The sequence below is a fragment of the Cohnella sp. AR92 genome (assembly GCF_003990975.1).
Lineage (GTDB): Bacteria > Bacillota > Bacilli > Paenibacillales > Paenibacillaceae > Cohnella.
Genome location: NZ_RZJR01000001.1, coordinates 300,390 through 313,764, shown reverse-complemented (window position 1 = coordinate 313,764; position 13,375 = coordinate 300,390). Strand labels below are relative to the sequence as shown.

The following is a 13,375-nucleotide window of genomic DNA, read 5'->3' as shown; positions in this document are numbered from 1 at the left end:
CTATTTTCCTCTCCCTTATCCGGATCGCCGCTTCCCGTCTCCCGTCGCGGGAGTCCGAAGCTTGCGAATGAGTTGGTCGAATACTTCCGAGAACATGATGCCGAAGGCGATAGAGCCCGACAGCATAAACGCTTGAAAAGCAAGCTGAACCGCGATGTCGTACTGATTCTGCACAACGTTCCTCATTGCGTCATAAGCCGTCCCTCCCGGAACGAGCGGCACGATTCCCGAGATCAGAAAGACGATAACGGGCGTCTTGAACAGCCGGGCGAACGTTTGGCTTAGCACGGAGACGGCGAAGGATCCGACCAAGGTTGCCGGAATCGGATCGACATTCATCTCGATCAGGCTGCGATAGGCCATCCACCCGACCATGCCGGCTAGTCCGCAATACGCGAGGTTTCTCGCCGGAACGTTGAACAAGATCGCGAAGCCCGCCGCGGCGACGAAGCTGGTTAAGATCTGTTCGGCAACGTTCATAAGGTCAGTCCCTCCCCTCGATAGAAGGAGAGGACGACCGCAATGCCGGTGCCGATGGCCAGCGCGGTAAGGAAGGCCTCGGCCCCCTTGGACAGGCCGGAAACGTAGTGTCCCGCCATCAGGTCGCGGACGGCATTCGTAATCAGCAGGCCGGGTACGAGCGGCATGACGGATCCGATAATCAGCGTATTCAGATTGTGCGCCATTCCGGACGCCACGAAGATGCAAGCCAGGATCCCGACCACGACGGAAGCCATGAATTCGGAGAATAGCTTGATCGAGAGAAAACGATGGAGCGACGTTACCGCCGCATATCCGAGACCGCCCGTGACGAGCGCAGGGAGGAAGTCCCCCCATTCTCCCTTGAACATGATCAGGAAGCAGCCGCTGCTGATCGCCGCGACGGCCGTCTTGACCCCCGCCGAGAGCCCCGGGTTGGACTTCTCGATGCCCTGGAGCAGGACAAGCGCCTCTTGGGGGTCGAGCTCCCCGGCGCTGATTCTTCTGGATATGGCGTTGACCTCGATCACCTTCCGAAGATCGGTCGACCTCTCGGAGATGCGAGTCAAGCGGGTATCGGGCGCAGACCCTTCAATGGAGAAAATAATGCCCGTCGGGGTGACGAAGCTTTGCGAACGGGGCAGCCCGAACGAATCCGCGATTCGCGTCATCGTGTCCTCCACCCGGTAGGTCTCGGCTCCGTTCTCCATCATGATTTGGCCCGCCAGCATGCAGACCTTGGCGATGAGGCGATCCGAATGAGAGGTAGTCTCCACCTCGGCCCTCTCCTCTGGGTGTTCTTGAATTGGGGCTTTGGACAAAACAGCCTCCCTCCATTCTTCCCCATTGTACCAGAGAGGAGGGGGCTCTGAAAACGATTCCTAAGCCGGATCGGGACGAGCCGGCGATCGGGGAGAGGCCGGCTGGGCCAGCAGCTTCCTCATGAAGAACCAGCTCAGCAGCGGCGAACAGCCGATTACGAACAGGAAGGTCGTCAGCACGGCGGGAGAACGGCTGACGCTGACGGTAATGATGAACGCAAGCATCCCCAATATGCGTCCCGCGTTAAGCGAAAGCTCGCGCATGACGATATATTCGACCCTCTGCTTCGCGCTGTCCTCGTACCGTCCGATAAGATCGAAGACCGAGGATGTCATCGGGATCGTATAGAACGGCATGAACAGGCCGACTCCGATACCGAAGGCGATCATCACGCCGTAGTCGAGGCCGAGGAAGAACGGTGCGACGATCGCCGACAGGACGACCGCCCCCGCAAGCAAGCCCTTTTCCCGCCAATCCCGCCTCAGCCACTTGCCTACGATGAAGTAGCTGAAGAAGCTGATCCCGGAAGTCAGCAGCGTAAAGTTGCCCAGCTGCATCTCGCTTTTGGACTGGAGGTAGACGAGCAGGCCGATCATGAGCCCGAAGACGCTCTCCCTCAGGCCTTGGGACGCCAGCGCCAAGACGACCCGTCTCCAAGGGGTGCCGGACTGGCTTAGAATGCGAACCGGCAGAAGCCATTCGTAGCTCCCTTCCGTCTTCCTGTTCCGCAATAAGAAGCTGATGACGACACCGCCGATAAAGATGCCGAGCGAGATCATGAAGATCAACCGGTAGCCGCTCTCGGCCGTCATCCTCGAGATCACGAAGCCGGAGCACCACGGCGCGACCATCCCGGCGAGCGATCCGGTCACTCCGGCCAAGCCGTTGAACCGGTCCCGGTTATCCGCGTCGGTCACTTCGAAGTACAAGGTATTGAACGCGAGCCAGAACTGGCCGGACGCCAGCCCTTGAACGATGCCTAGAAGCCATATGTAATGGACGGCTCCGTTGCCCAGCAGCAGCACGAGGGTATAGAACACCGCAGCGGAGGCGATCCCCAGCCGCAGTACCGTCATCTTGCGCCCCTGCTTTACCTCGTAACCGGCAAGCCAGAAGGTCAGCGCCATGCAGACAAAGTTCAGCAGGGTGAACCAGCCGAGCAGAGCGAAGTTCTGGCTTGCCTTCCATAGATAGACGCCCAGGAAAGTACCCGATAGGGCGTGAGCCGTGACGAACAAGCCGTTGACGACGAGCAGCAGCCATGTCTGCCCATCGAAGCGCCCTCGCGATGGAGAGGATGGATGTTGCGGATTCATAAGCAGGAACCTCGAGAGCTTCAGAAATGGAGAAAATACCGTCTTAAACTGCCCATGGGGGAAAGTTAGCATACGCGAAAACGAGAAATGCAAAGACACCCTAAGACCGGATGAAGGTCCAGGGTGTCGATGAAGGTCATGTTACGGCTTCCTCTCGGGCTCAAGCGGATCGACAACGGCAAGAGGCGCCCGGTCTTCCGGCTCCTCGTTCTCGACAAGCCGCCGGAGCGCCTCCAGCTTGTTGTCCCAGAAGCGTTCGTAATAGGAGAGCCAGCGCTGCAACTCTTGGAGAGGGTTCGCTTCCAGCCGGTAGCGGGTCTCCCGTCCGACCTTCCTCTCCTTTACCAATCCCGCATTCGCCAGGATGCGCAGATGCTTGGAGACGGCCGTGCGGGTCATCGGGTAATGGCTGCTGATGACGGTCACCGGAAGCTCCTCGTCTCCCAGCAGCCGCAGCAGGCTGCGGCGGGTCGGATCGGCGATCGCCTGGAATACGTCGTGCTTCGGAGCGGCGGAGCCTGCCATCAGCCCTCGATATAGCGGCGCACTTTCTCTCCGATGCCTTCCCAGCCGCCGGCCATCCGCTCGCGGACCACGCGGTGGGTCTCGCCGAATTCCGTGACCTTCTCCGGATCCCAGCCGCCGTGGATCAGCGTGAATTCGGTCTGCCCGTCCAGTTCCTTCAATTCGATGGTCAAGGTCCAGTCCTTGCCCCAGTTGAACGACAACCGGTGCGGCGGATCGACCTCGGTGACCTTGCAGGGCGATTGCCCGTACGGGCCCGCATTCAGATGAAACTCATGGCCGACGATAGGCTGCATGTCGTTGGGCATGAACCATGCGGACATTCCTTCCGCCGTGGAGACCGCCTTCCATACTTTCTCGATCGGCGCTTTCAGCAATTGGGTCTTGCGGATATCGGGAAGAACGTTCGTCGATTCGCTCACTAAGATAACCTCCAGTCGAAATGCGAAACCTTTTGGTTTCGTTTTTAACGATCTCATTATAGGATACCAATTGGTTTCATGTCAACGCTCGAACCCCATATCCTCCTCCGGAGTATGCGCGTGCTCGCTCAGATCGATTCGGCCCGCCGGATCGAACGTCACTCCCTCTTCCTCCAGCAGAAGGCGCTGCGTGTAGTTTCCCTCCTCTTCCCGGATCGCAATCTCTCCGTTCTTGTTGACGACCCGGTGCCAGGGAAGGTCGTGCTTGGCGCTCGACGAATGGAGGATTCGCACGACTTGCCGGGCGGCTCTAGGGCTTCCCGCCGCCGCCGCGACCTGTCCATAGGTCATGACGCAGCCTGCGGGAATGCCGCGAATGACTCCGATGACTCGTTCCGTGAATGGCTGCATGCCGCTCCTCCTCAATAAGCTTTTTACACGATTGTCCCGAATGGGGATTCCTTCTGTCAAGCAAGCGGCAAATCCGTTATGATCGAAGAATAGACAAGCCGATGAGAAGCTCTCGATTCGATCGGTTCGAAGAACGCACAAAAGATCAGGAAGACGAAGAAGAACGATGCTACGATAAGGCAAGAAGGAGGAGGGCCAAGTGGAATGGCTTAACCGCATGACAAGAGCGATCGAGTTGATGGAGTCGCGCATGGAAGGGAAGACGGATATCGAGGAGCTGGCCCGGGAAGCCTACTCGTCCCCGTTTCACTTCCAGCGGATGTTCCATATGCTGACGGGCTTCACCGTCGCCGAATACATCCGCAGAAGGAAGCTGACGCTGGCCGCTCAAGAGCTCGCGGTCGGCTCGTCCAAAGTGCTGGATGTCGCGCTCAAGTACGGCTACGAATCTCCCGAGTCGTTCTCGAAGGCGTTCCGGAAGGCGCATGGCATCTCGCCCTCGGAGGCTCGCGACGAAGGAGCGGCGCTTAAGGCGTTCCCTCGGCTCTCCTTCCACTTATCTTTGAAGGGAGTTCAAGACATGGACTATCGAATCGTAGAGAAACCGGCTTTCCGCACGTTAGGCAAGAAGTTCAGCACGACCACCGCGGGCGGGCAGAACCTGACCGACATCACGAGGTTCTGGCAGGACGCCGGCGCGGACGGAACGATCGGCAAGGTCGTACAGGCAAGCCCCGGCAAGGATCTGCTCGGCATCTGCGGCAACATGGACCTGGCGAACGAACGATTCGACTACTGGATCGCCGCCGAGAACGCAGACCGGCCAGCGGATCAAGAGCTTCAGGAGCTTCTTATTCCGGCGGCCACTTGGGCGATCTTCCCATCCGTCGGTCCGATGCCGCATGCCATCCAGAACGTGTGGCGCCGAGTCTTCGAGGAATGGTTCCCCTCCACGGGGTACACGCATGCCGAGGGGCCGGAACTCGAGGTCTATCCCGAAGGCGACACAAGCTCTCCGGATTATCGCTGCGAAGTCTGGGTTCCGATCGTCAAGCCATAACGATAGAGAAGGGAGATCGGCCAACGGCCGGTCTCCCTTCTCGTTCATCCCGCATCGATCAGAGCAAGCTCCCGCTCGATCTCGTCCAATTGATCCTCTCCGAACACCTTGAAGCCGTGTCTGCGAAGCAGAGCGGTCGTCCGTCCCTCCCCTTCCGTCTTCGTATCCGTGAAGGTGCCGTCATAGACGAACAACGTTCCGCAGGAGGGGCTGTCCTGTTTAAGAATGACCAGCGCCACGTCATGATGCTGCGCGAGCTTTAGGGCAGCCTGCGCCCCGATGTCGAATTCCTTCGTCACGTCGGCGCCGGCCCCGGTCATGACCCGATCGCCGACAAGCTGGGCATCCGGGCGAGGCGTGGGCAGCCCGCCCGTTACCTCCGGACAGATATGGACCATCCGGCCTTCCTCGTACCACTTCAGGAACCGTTGATCCAGGCACGGAACATCTCCGTTGTCATACCGGACCTTGTGTCCGAGCAGACAAGCGCTAACCAGTATTTTTCGTTTCACTCTCAGCCCTCCAATTTCTCCTAATTTTCTAACTATTTATTCCAACAATAAAGACAAGATGCTCCGAATTCAATCTATTTTTTGCCCGATATCTTAACTAATATAAGTTGCTATATTTTTGTAATTTCGTTTGCTATAATGGTTGCATAATGTTTCTCGATTCCGGCATACTGCTTGGCAGCAAGAGAACATTCCCATCATAAGCACGATTGAGGAGGCAACTATGGCAACTGCACAAGACTTGCTCACCCAGAACCGTCCCACCGCTTATCCGATCGATCCGATCAACGTGAACCGCTGGTCTCCCCGCTCCTACCTGGAGAAGCCGATCCCGGAAGAGACGCTCCTTAGCGTATTCGAAGCCGCTCGCTTCGCTCCGTCCGCGTTCAACTACCAGCCTTGGAGGTTCATCGTCGCGACTTCCCCGGAAGATCGCGAGAGGTTCTATACCTTTATCGGCGAATTCAACCTGGCTTGGTGCAAGAAGGCTCCGACGCTCGTCCTGATCGTATCCAGCACCGAGACCGAGAAGGGCCCGTTCCCTTCCCACGCGTTCGACACGGGAGCCGCTTGGGGAGCCCTCGCTCACGAGGCATCCCGCAAGGGCCTGATTACGCATGCGATGACCGGCTTCGACTTCGCGAAAGCGCGCGAAGCGCTGGGCATTCCGGAGAGCTTCGCGATTCAAGCGCTTGTCGCGATCGGCTATCAAGGTCCGAGCGACGCGCTGCCTCCTGCCATGGCCGAGCGCGAGGTTCCATCTCCGCGCAAGCCCGTACAAGAGCTGCTCTTCCAAGGAACGTTCGGACAAGCTTACTAATCGGAGTCAAATCGGCGTTTTTGCCGCAAAGGATCCGAATGAACGCAAAAGGTCTGGCCTCGTCGCTTCCGACGCCGCCAGACCTTTATCCTATAACCCAAGTCGGTAAAACCTGTCTAGTCGTTGTTGCAGGTATTCTCCCGAAGATGCCCCGAACGTCCGACCTTCGTCTGAAGGTACTTCGAATTATACTCGGACTGATCTCCCCACAAGGGTGCCCGGCCGGCTACGTTCATTCCCGAACGCTCCAGCGCATCCAGCTTCTTGGGATTATTCGTGATAAGCGTCACCGGCTTGGACCGCATCCGCTTCAGTACCGCTATCGCGTCCCGGTAGTCGCGCGAATCGTCCGCGAACCCGAGCTCCAGATTGGCATCCACCGTGTCATAGCCGTTCTCTTGAAGAATGTACGCGAGCGCCTTGCTGAACAAGCCGATCCCCCGGCCTTCATGGTTCGCCAGGTAGAATAAGGCTCCTGCCCCGTGATCGACGATCATCTGCATGGACTGCTTCAATTGGAATCCGCAATCGCAGCGCTTGCTTCCGAAGATATCGCCCGTATGGCAGATAGAATGCATGCGAATGAGGGCTTCTTCCGCGTTCGCGAAATCTCCGTAGGCGAGGACGCTTGACTGCTGATATTCCGCGAGGTTGATGGAGGACAGCTTCTCGATGATCCGCCCGAAGTCATCCGTGACTTCCTTGCAATCCAGCCAGCAGTACCATTGGAAGTGAACCGTCTTGCCCTTCAGGTTGACCGGCAGCTTGATCGGCCCGACCAGATAGAGGGCTCCCCTTTCCGTCTCGATCAATTGAACTTTATCGGACAGGATCGCGGTTACTTGCTCGTTCATCGCTATGTTCCCCATGGTCACGGCGCTCCTATCCTTAGGCATATCCGGAATATGCTCATTATCCCCCGAGAGTCGCTTCGTATCCCGGAAGCCCCTCGGTAAAAAATATTATAGAACGATCTCCATGATATGCAAGTCGCGCATTTGGCTCAGGTCGATGAATTGTTCCTCAACCTTCACAAGAGGATGCAGATCGTCATGCGGGTTCAGATACACGACTTCTCCCCAGCGTCCGTCCGTCAGCTTGATCTGATGGCCGATAAGATGAAGGAACAGCTTCTCGAGGAAGATGTTCACGATTCGGCTGTCCAGCTCTCCGAATGCCCCGTTCCGCATCTGGGTGACCACTTGATGGAAAGGCAGCGCCGCATGGTAAGGCCGATTCGAGGACATGGCATGGAACACGTCAGCCACGGCCACGATCCGGCTTAACGGGTCGATCTGCGAGTTCCTCAGCTTAAGCGGGTACCCTTGGCCGTCCGCGCGTTCATGGTGCTGGAGAGCGACCAGCGCGGCGCGCGGACTCAAGCCTACCGTCTCGTTCAAGATCTCATATCCGTAACGGGTGTGAAGCTTGATCTCGGCGAACTCCTCCGCCGTCAGCTTGCCGGGCTTGTTCAGCAGCTCGTCCGACACTCGGACCTTGCCGACGTCGTGAAGAGTAGCCGCCAGCGCAAGCAGCGCGAGCTCCGACTCGTTCAGCTCCATCCAGCGCCCGATAAGGGAGGATAGAACGCCGACGCCAATGTTATGCTGGTGGGTATACTCGCCCTTCGCCTTGATCAGTTCGATCAGATTGAACACGTTCTGATGGTTGGCGACATCCATCACGAGCGGAATCAGTTCATTCTTGATATCCATCAGAGGAACCTTCCGACTCCGTTTAATGCTGTCGAACATCTCCTTGGAGTATGCGGAAGCCAGCTTCATGCTCTTGTCCGGAAGAGCCGCATCCGAATACTCGCTGGGAGGAAGCCATAGCAATTCCGAGAGATCCACGCGGTGTTGCTCCAGAAGCTTGATATGGGTCATCTCCAAGCTAGTGCCTGCAGCCACCAGGACGAGTCCCGATTTGATGACATCCTGCTTTACGACCCTGCCAATCCATTCCTCCATCCGACTTCCTGCTCCCTTCAGCCCAATCCTCCGCTGCTTTATGTAACCTTGATTCTAATTCCCCATCATTACTCTACTGGGTATATCGGCCCGTGGAACCGAATTCATAAGATAGAAGTCATAATAAATGTAGCATGGCGTTCCAGATAATACCACATACTTAAGGAATAGTCCTTATAAACCATTCTCCCAACATCGAACAAGGCTTCCCCGCTCCGCGCCAGCGGTCGGGAAAGCCTTGTCAGCCGATCAGCGATACGTAATCTCGAACGTCGAGCCCAGCGGAAGCAGCTCCTCCAGGTACCGATGAAGAAGCTCCTTCTCGACATCGGTGACGGGGGCGTTCGGACACAATTCCAGATGAATCGTCCCCAGAAAAGGATCGTAGCGGCGGAAGGACACCCTCCCGTTCGCGAACATTCCGTTGAGAAGCGAGAGGATCCGCTCTTGGTCCAGGCTTCGGTTCAGCGCGGCTTTATGGATCGGCTCCGGCAGCTCATCCCAGCGGGGAACCCGGTCCTCCCTCAGCAAGGAGTACGCTTTGACATGGAAGACCGCATAAGGGGCCAGATTCGCCGCCGCGAACTGCCCCAGCTCGTACCGGTCCTTATCCGGGAGCTGCAGATCCTCATTCCACGCGTAGATGTCGACATTGTTCCTCCCTCTCGCATGAATGCGAACGTAACGGAGATGCGGATACTTCTGCCGGATGATCTGTTCCGCCAACAAGCGAGTGCCCATCTCTATCGCCTCCAGATAAATCAGCTTTCCTCCCGTCTTGGTTGTCAGCGCTTACAATTATTCTTTTTCGAGTCCGATTTTCTACCAAATATACGTTGGCGCATCTGCGATTATGATATCGGCAACCCGCGCGGACCGTCAATTCAACCGATGGACTACATCCGGTTCTTTAACCGGCTTTGCAATCCGTCCTGAATGGGGATATGGTGGTCATAAGAGAAAGGCGGTTGCCCGATGAGTTCAACGAAGAGGAATTATCTCTACACCTACGCCAGCCACGAGGACGAGGAATCCTTGTGCCGACTGGAGCTGACCGCTCTGCTCGGCGTCGAGCCGCCGACCGGGCTGCCTATCCTTCGGAGCCCCGTGCTTATCGATCCCAGCCGCAGCCCGTTCATCCGGGAGAGAATCGAACCGGTCTGCGAAGGGGACACCCTGGAGGAGCTTATCGCGCAGGCGTCGCGGATATCGTTGGGCGATGGCGTTACGTTCAAGGTGCTTTTCGTCAAAAAGAATGATCTGGCGCCCGGCAGCAAAATCGAATTCGAGGAACAGCGGCGAATGGAACGAGCGGTTGGCGCGGTCATTCGCGGACGTGCCGACGTTCATCGGCCCGACCGAGTCTTCGGACTGGTCGCCTACGAGAGACGCTGGTACCTGGGTCCCTATGCGGATAATCAAGCCGTCTGGCTGAAGCATGCGAAGAAGCCGAGGGAATATTCGATCGCGCTGCCCGCCCGGGTGGCCAGAGCCGTCGCCAATATCGCCGTTCCGAACCCGGACGGGATCAAAGCGATCGATCCTTGCTGCGGCATCGGCACCGTGCTAGTGGAAGCCCGGTCGATGGGAATCGATATCGTCGGAAGGGATATCAATCCGCTTGCGGCGCAAGGGGCTCGCGAGAATCTCGTACACTTCGGATTGTCAGGGGAAGTATCCGCCGGGGCCATCGAGGACGTACGGTCGACCTACGATGTCGCAATCGTCGACCTCCCCTATAATCACGTCACCCGAATCTCGGAGGACGTAGAAAGGGCGATTCTCCAAGAAACCCGAAGAATCGCCCGCAGGGCCGTGATTATCTCTCACCGCAAGATCGAAGAGGAGCTTGCCGAATTAGGCTTCGCCGTCGAGAGTCGATGCGAATCCAGGAAGGGCGCTTCCTTCGTAAGGCACATCGCGGTCTGCCGGTAACGCGACCCGGCTCAGTTCCTCTCCGCCGCGGCAAGCGTCCGCGCCTTCCGCGCCTGCTCGCCGCTTCTCAGCGTGCCGCCGCCGAAGAGCAGGTAGCCGACGGTCACGGCGAGAGAGCCGAGAACGATAAAGCCGAGCACGCCGTACACTCGATCGAAGGCTTGAGCCATCGACACGTGCTTCTGGTGTTCAAGCAGCAGCCCGCACATCGCGACGGACAACGATCCTCCGAAGAATTGAACCAGCTGGAGGAAGCCCATTCCCGAACCGACGAGGTTCCTGGGAAGCAGCTGTGTCGACTCGTTGTTGAGCGACGAGAGCGACGCCGTGAACGAAGGCGAGATGAAGAGGTAGCCGATCAGCACGATATAGGGCGACCGGTCCAACGTCAGGGCGAAGAAGAGCATCGCCGCCCCAAGCACGGCCTGTCCGAGCAGAAGGAAACGAAGGTTGCCGTATTGGTCGATCCACCTTCCGACGAAGCGGGACACCAGCGTGCTCAAGATGGCTCCCGGGGCGATGAACAGTCCGACAGCCAGCGCCGACTTCCCGAACAGGGTCGAGAGAGCAAGCGGCATGAGGAAAAGGTTGCCCAGGTTGAGCATCAATAGGCACAGCCCGATGACCATCAGATATTTGTAGCCTTTGAGCCGGAACAGCTCCGGGTTGATGAAGGACCCCGACTTGCCTCTGCGCAGCCACAGAACATGGAAGGCGATCGAGACAAGGCTGACCGCCAGCCAGAGATAAGAAAGCTGCGTCACCGCGAGGAGCAGCGCCGTCGCGTTAACGACCGTCAGCGCGGCGCCGACGCCGTCGAACTTCTCGTTCGGCTTAGCCCGCCCCGTCTCGCGGGGCAGCAGCCGCAGCAGGATGGGAAGCAGCACGATGACCAGGCAGGTAATGCCGAACAAGCCGTTCCAACCGATGTATTCGCTGACGAGGCCTCCGATGATCGGCCCCAATCCGAACGCCATCGCGCTTCCGCTCGAGATCATCGCGATCGATCGGCCGCGGCGTTCGGCCGGGATGTACCGACTGACCATGACCAGGCCCAGCCCGGCCATCGTGCCGGCGCCGGCAGACTGAAGGATGCGCGCCGCGAGCAGCACCTCGAAGCCGTTCGCGAACAACCCGACGAGAGAAGACAAGCCCAGAATCGTCAGTCCGACCGCAAGAAGCCTGCGCAGCGGCGCGATATCCGTCAACCGGCTGAAGAGGACCGTCGAGAGCGCATAGCCGATGGAATAGCTTGAGATGACCCAGGAGCCCAGGTCGGCCGTAATATCGAGATCCTGGATGATACTTGGCATCGATACGTTGAACATGGTCGTATTCATGACGACGATGAACACTCCGATCGTCCAGATCGGCATCATGATTCTATCTTTCAAGAAGAACACATCCTAACCTATTGCTCATGCAATATCTTATCACTAAAATACCACTCCCCATCCTACCCTCTTAACGCAAGGTTGAACAAACCCGGAAAGGGACGGTTACTTCCCTTTAATCGCGTTCTCATGAAAAAAGACCCCCGCGTAGTCAGCCGGACGGCTGATTGCTCCTACGCAAGGGCCTTCATGATAGGCGAACTCCTTATTCGTCGGCCTCGGCAAGATGGTCGCGGCAGAAGGCGAGCAGCTCGGCCTCTTCCTCGTCCTCCATATCGAAGTCCAACAGCCGGCTCGTTGTCTTCTCCAGCAGCTCGTACTTGACGATGCCCGACTTTTCCCCGTCCTCCTTAAAGATGACCCTCACGCTTACCCCGTTCTCGGAGTAAAGCTCGTCATCCTCCGGAAGGTCGAGGTCGATCAAGAATTCATATCTCTTGCCGGACAGGATCCCGAACGGATCCTTCACCAGCTCCACGCTGTATTCGGTAATCGGGAGCATATTCTCTTCCTTCCCGGAGCTTCTTAAAGCTCCATCATCCAGCCGAACGGATCTTCCACCCGGCCGTATTGAATTCCGGTCAACGTATCATACAACCGCTTCGAGACCGGTCCGGTCTCGCCGCTTCCGATGACCAGCTTCTCGTCTCGGTAGCTGAGCTCTCCGATCGGAGAGATGACGGCCGCCGTTCCGGTCCCGAAGGCTTCCTTCAGCTCGCCCGAACGGCAGGCCTCCACCAGCTCGTCGATCGTAATCGGCCGTTCTTCGACCGGGACTCCCCAATGCCGAAGCAGCTGGAGCGTCGAATCCCGCGTGATGCCCGCGAGGAAGCTGCCGTTCAGCTGCGGCGTCACCACCGTGTCGCCGATCTTGAAGAAGACGTTCATGCTGCCGACTTCCTCGACGTAACGGCGATGTACCCCGTCAAGCCAAAGCACCTGGGTATAGCCTTTCTCCGAGGCGCCTTCCTGCGCCTTCAGCCCGGCCGCATAGTTCCCGGCCGTCTTCGCGGTGCCGACCCCGCCTTCCACCGCGCGCACGTAATGCGACTCGACATGGATGCTGACCGGGTTGATGCCCTCCGCGTAATAAGAGCCTACCGGAGACAGGATAATCATGAACAGGTACTGCTTGGACGGCGATACGCCAAGCAGGGGCTCGTTCGCGATGACGAACGGACGAATGTATAGGGACGTCTCCGGCTCGCCCGGGATCCAGTCGCTGTCGACGCGAACAAGCGACAAAAGCGCTTCCAGGAACAGCTGCTCGTCGATCTCGGGAATGCTCAGCCGGTCATTGGACAGATTCAAGCGCTGCAGATTCTTGCTCGGGCGGAACAGCCGAATGCGATTATCGGCGGTACGGTATGCCTTCAAGCCTTCGAATACCGTCTGCCCGTAGTGGAACACCTTGGCGGCCGGATCGAGGGAGATCGGCTGATAAGGAACGATTCGCGGATGATGCCAGCCTTGCCCTTCGTCGTAATTCATGATGAACATGTGGTCGGTAAAATACTTGCCGAATCCAAGCTCGCTAACCTTCGGTTTCTGCTTAGGAGACGTCGTGCGCTCCAGCTCAATAGCCCATCCCATATGGCTTAGCCTTCCTTCGCTCAGAGTAGATTATGCTTTTATGATAACAAGTTTTCGAATATATTTAAAATATCTGTATGATACGTTATCGATACTTTATAGGTATGGTCCGGGA

Annotated in this window: 16 protein-coding genes; 3 read left to right on the top strand and 13 right to left on the bottom strand. The window is 57.7% G+C overall.

The window, feature by feature from the left end; genetic code table 11:
* Positions 1-15 precede the first annotated feature (15 nt).
* The 6 genes from ELR57_RS01490 to ELR57_RS01465 form a co-directional block, all read right to left on the bottom strand.
* Positions 16-480 (bottom strand): threonine/serine exporter family protein, encoded by a 465-nt coding sequence (locus ELR57_RS01490; protein ID WP_126956527.1) that lies wholly within the window; start codon positions 478-480, stop codon positions 16-18.
* Positions 477-1,256 (bottom strand): threonine/serine exporter family protein, encoded by a 780-nt coding sequence (locus ELR57_RS01485; RefSeq protein WP_370452170.1) that lies wholly within the window; start codon positions 1,254-1,256, stop codon positions 477-479. Before ELR57_RS01485 ends, ELR57_RS01490 begins: the two co-directional genes overlap by 4 nt.
* 105 nt (positions 1,257-1,361) lie before the next feature.
* Positions 1,362-2,618 carry an MFS transporter gene (locus tag ELR57_RS01480; RefSeq protein WP_126956525.1) on the bottom strand — a complete coding sequence of 419 codons (1,257 nt, stop codon included), beginning with the start codon at positions 2,616-2,618 and terminating at the stop codon, positions 1,362-1,364.
* A 141-nt stretch (positions 2,619-2,759) separates the two neighbouring features.
* Positions 2,760-3,143, bottom strand: coding sequence for an ArsR/SmtB family transcription factor (locus ELR57_RS01475; protein ID WP_126956523.1), 384 nt, complete (start codon positions 3,141-3,143; stop codon positions 2,760-2,762).
* The gene (locus tag ELR57_RS01470; RefSeq protein WP_126956521.1) at positions 3,143-3,622 is read right to left on the bottom strand and encodes an SRPBCC family protein; all 480 of its coding nucleotides are present in this window, start codon (positions 3,620-3,622) and stop codon (positions 3,143-3,145) included. Before ELR57_RS01470 ends, ELR57_RS01475 begins: the two co-directional genes overlap by 1 nt.
* Positions 3,623-3,646: 24 nt before the next feature.
* The gene (locus ELR57_RS01465; protein WP_126956519.1) at positions 3,647-3,976 is read right to left on the bottom strand and encodes an MGMT family protein; all 330 of its coding nucleotides are present in this window, start codon (positions 3,974-3,976) and stop codon (positions 3,647-3,649) included.
* A 199-nt stretch (positions 3,977-4,175) separates the two neighbouring features.
* Here ELR57_RS01465 and ELR57_RS01460 point away from each other — a divergent pair, with 199 nt between their 5' ends.
* The gene (locus tag ELR57_RS01460) at positions 4,176-5,036 is read left to right on the top strand and encodes an AraC family transcriptional regulator (RefSeq protein WP_192896495.1); all 861 of its coding nucleotides are present in this window, start codon (positions 4,176-4,178) and stop codon (positions 5,034-5,036) included.
* Between the two features lie 44 nt (positions 5,037-5,080).
* Here ELR57_RS01460 and ELR57_RS01455 read toward each other — a convergent pair whose 3' ends face one another.
* Positions 5,081-5,548 carry a 2-thiouracil desulfurase family protein gene (locus tag ELR57_RS01455; RefSeq protein WP_126956517.1) on the bottom strand — a complete coding sequence of 156 codons (468 nt, stop codon included), beginning with the start codon at positions 5,546-5,548 and terminating at the stop codon, positions 5,081-5,083.
* A 223-nt stretch (positions 5,549-5,771) separates the two neighbouring features.
* On the opposite strand from ELR57_RS01455, the gene ELR57_RS01450 reads away from it, so the two are divergent.
* Positions 5,772-6,368: a nitroreductase family protein gene (locus ELR57_RS01450; RefSeq protein ID WP_126956515.1), complete on the top strand. Its 597-nt coding sequence runs from the start codon at positions 5,772-5,774 to the stop codon at positions 6,366-6,368.
* A 116-nt stretch (positions 6,369-6,484) separates the two neighbouring features.
* Here the strand turns inward: ELR57_RS01450 and ELR57_RS01445 are convergent, their stop codons facing one another.
* The 3 genes from ELR57_RS01445 to ELR57_RS01435 all read right to left on the bottom strand — a co-directional run bounded on the left by ELR57_RS01445 (position 6,485) and on the right by ELR57_RS01435 (position 9,079).
* Positions 6,485-7,237, bottom strand: coding sequence for a GTP cyclohydrolase II (locus ELR57_RS01445; RefSeq protein WP_126956513.1), 753 nt, complete (start codon positions 7,235-7,237; stop codon positions 6,485-6,487).
* A gap of 93 nt (positions 7,238-7,330) precedes the next feature.
* Positions 7,331-8,338 (bottom strand): HD-GYP domain-containing protein, encoded by a 1,008-nt coding sequence (locus ELR57_RS01440; RefSeq protein ID WP_126956511.1) that lies wholly within the window; start codon positions 8,336-8,338, stop codon positions 7,331-7,333.
* A gap of 249 nt (positions 8,339-8,587) precedes the next feature.
* The gene (locus tag ELR57_RS01435; RefSeq protein WP_126956509.1) at positions 8,588-9,079 is read right to left on the bottom strand and encodes a hypothetical protein; all 492 of its coding nucleotides are present in this window, start codon (positions 9,077-9,079) and stop codon (positions 8,588-8,590) included.
* Positions 9,080-9,313: 234 nt separating this feature from the next.
* Here ELR57_RS01435 and ELR57_RS01430 point away from each other — a divergent pair, with 234 nt between their 5' ends.
* Positions 9,314-10,273 carry a TRM11 family SAM-dependent methyltransferase gene (locus ELR57_RS01430; RefSeq protein ID WP_126956507.1) on the top strand — a complete coding sequence of 320 codons (960 nt, stop codon included), beginning with the start codon at positions 9,314-9,316 and terminating at the stop codon, positions 10,271-10,273.
* A gap of 11 nt (positions 10,274-10,284) precedes the next feature.
* Here the strand turns inward: ELR57_RS01430 and ELR57_RS01425 are convergent, their stop codons facing one another.
* From ELR57_RS01425 to ELR57_RS01415, 3 genes are all read right to left on the bottom strand, one after another.
* Positions 10,285-11,667, bottom strand: a complete 1,383-nt coding sequence (locus ELR57_RS01425) for an MFS transporter (RefSeq protein ID WP_126956505.1) — start codon at positions 11,665-11,667, stop codon at positions 10,285-10,287.
* Between the two features lie 205 nt (positions 11,668-11,872).
* Positions 11,873-12,169 (bottom strand): DUF6509 family protein, encoded by a 297-nt coding sequence (locus tag ELR57_RS01420; protein ID WP_126956503.1) that lies wholly within the window; start codon positions 12,167-12,169, stop codon positions 11,873-11,875.
* A 23-nt stretch (positions 12,170-12,192) separates the two neighbouring features.
* Positions 12,193-13,260 (bottom strand): branched-chain amino acid aminotransferase, encoded by a 1,068-nt coding sequence (locus ELR57_RS01415; protein ID WP_126956501.1) that lies wholly within the window; start codon positions 13,258-13,260, stop codon positions 12,193-12,195.
* Positions 13,261-13,375 lie beyond the last annotated feature (115 nt).

Bases quoted from the DNA above. Each gene is read 5' to 3' on its own strand.
- ELR57_RS01490 (WP_126956527.1), bottom strand. From the start codon at position 480: ATGAACGTTGCCGAACAGATCTTAACCAGCTTCGTCGCCGCGGCGGGC.
- ELR57_RS01480 (WP_126956525.1), bottom strand. From the start codon at position 2,618: ATGAATCCGCAACATCCATCCTCTCCATCGCGAGGGCGCTTCGATGGG.
- ELR57_RS01475 (WP_126956523.1), bottom strand. From the start codon at position 3,143: ATGGCAGGCTCCGCCGCTCCGAAGCACGACGTATTCCAGGCGATCGCC.
- ELR57_RS01470 (WP_126956521.1), bottom strand. From the start codon at position 3,622: ATGAGATCGTTAAAAACGAAACCAAAAGGTTTCGCATTTCGACTGGAG.
- ELR57_RS01465 (WP_126956519.1), bottom strand. From the start codon at position 3,976: ATGCAGCCATTCACGGAACGAGTCATCGGAGTCATTCGCGGCATTCCC.
- ELR57_RS01450 (WP_126956515.1), top strand. From the start codon at position 5,772: ATGGCAACTGCACAAGACTTGCTCACCCAGAACCGTCCCACCGCTTAT.
- ELR57_RS01445 (WP_126956513.1), bottom strand. From the start codon at position 7,237: ATGGGGAACATAGCGATGAACGAGCAAGTAACCGCGATCCTGTCCGAT.
- ELR57_RS01440 (WP_126956511.1), bottom strand. From the start codon at position 8,338: ATGGAGGAATGGATTGGCAGGGTCGTAAAGCAGGATGTCATCAAATCG.
- ELR57_RS01435 (WP_126956509.1), bottom strand. From the start codon at position 9,079: ATGGGCACTCGCTTGTTGGCGGAACAGATCATCCGGCAGAAGTATCCG.
- ELR57_RS01430 (WP_126956507.1), top strand. From the start codon at position 9,314: ATGAGTTCAACGAAGAGGAATTATCTCTACACCTACGCCAGCCACGAG.
- ELR57_RS01420 (WP_126956503.1), bottom strand. From the start codon at position 12,169: ATGCTCCCGATTACCGAATACAGCGTGGAGCTGGTGAAGGATCCGTTC.
- ELR57_RS01415 (WP_126956501.1), bottom strand. From the start codon at position 13,260: ATGGGATGGGCTATTGAGCTGGAGCGCACGACGTCTCCTAAGCAGAAA.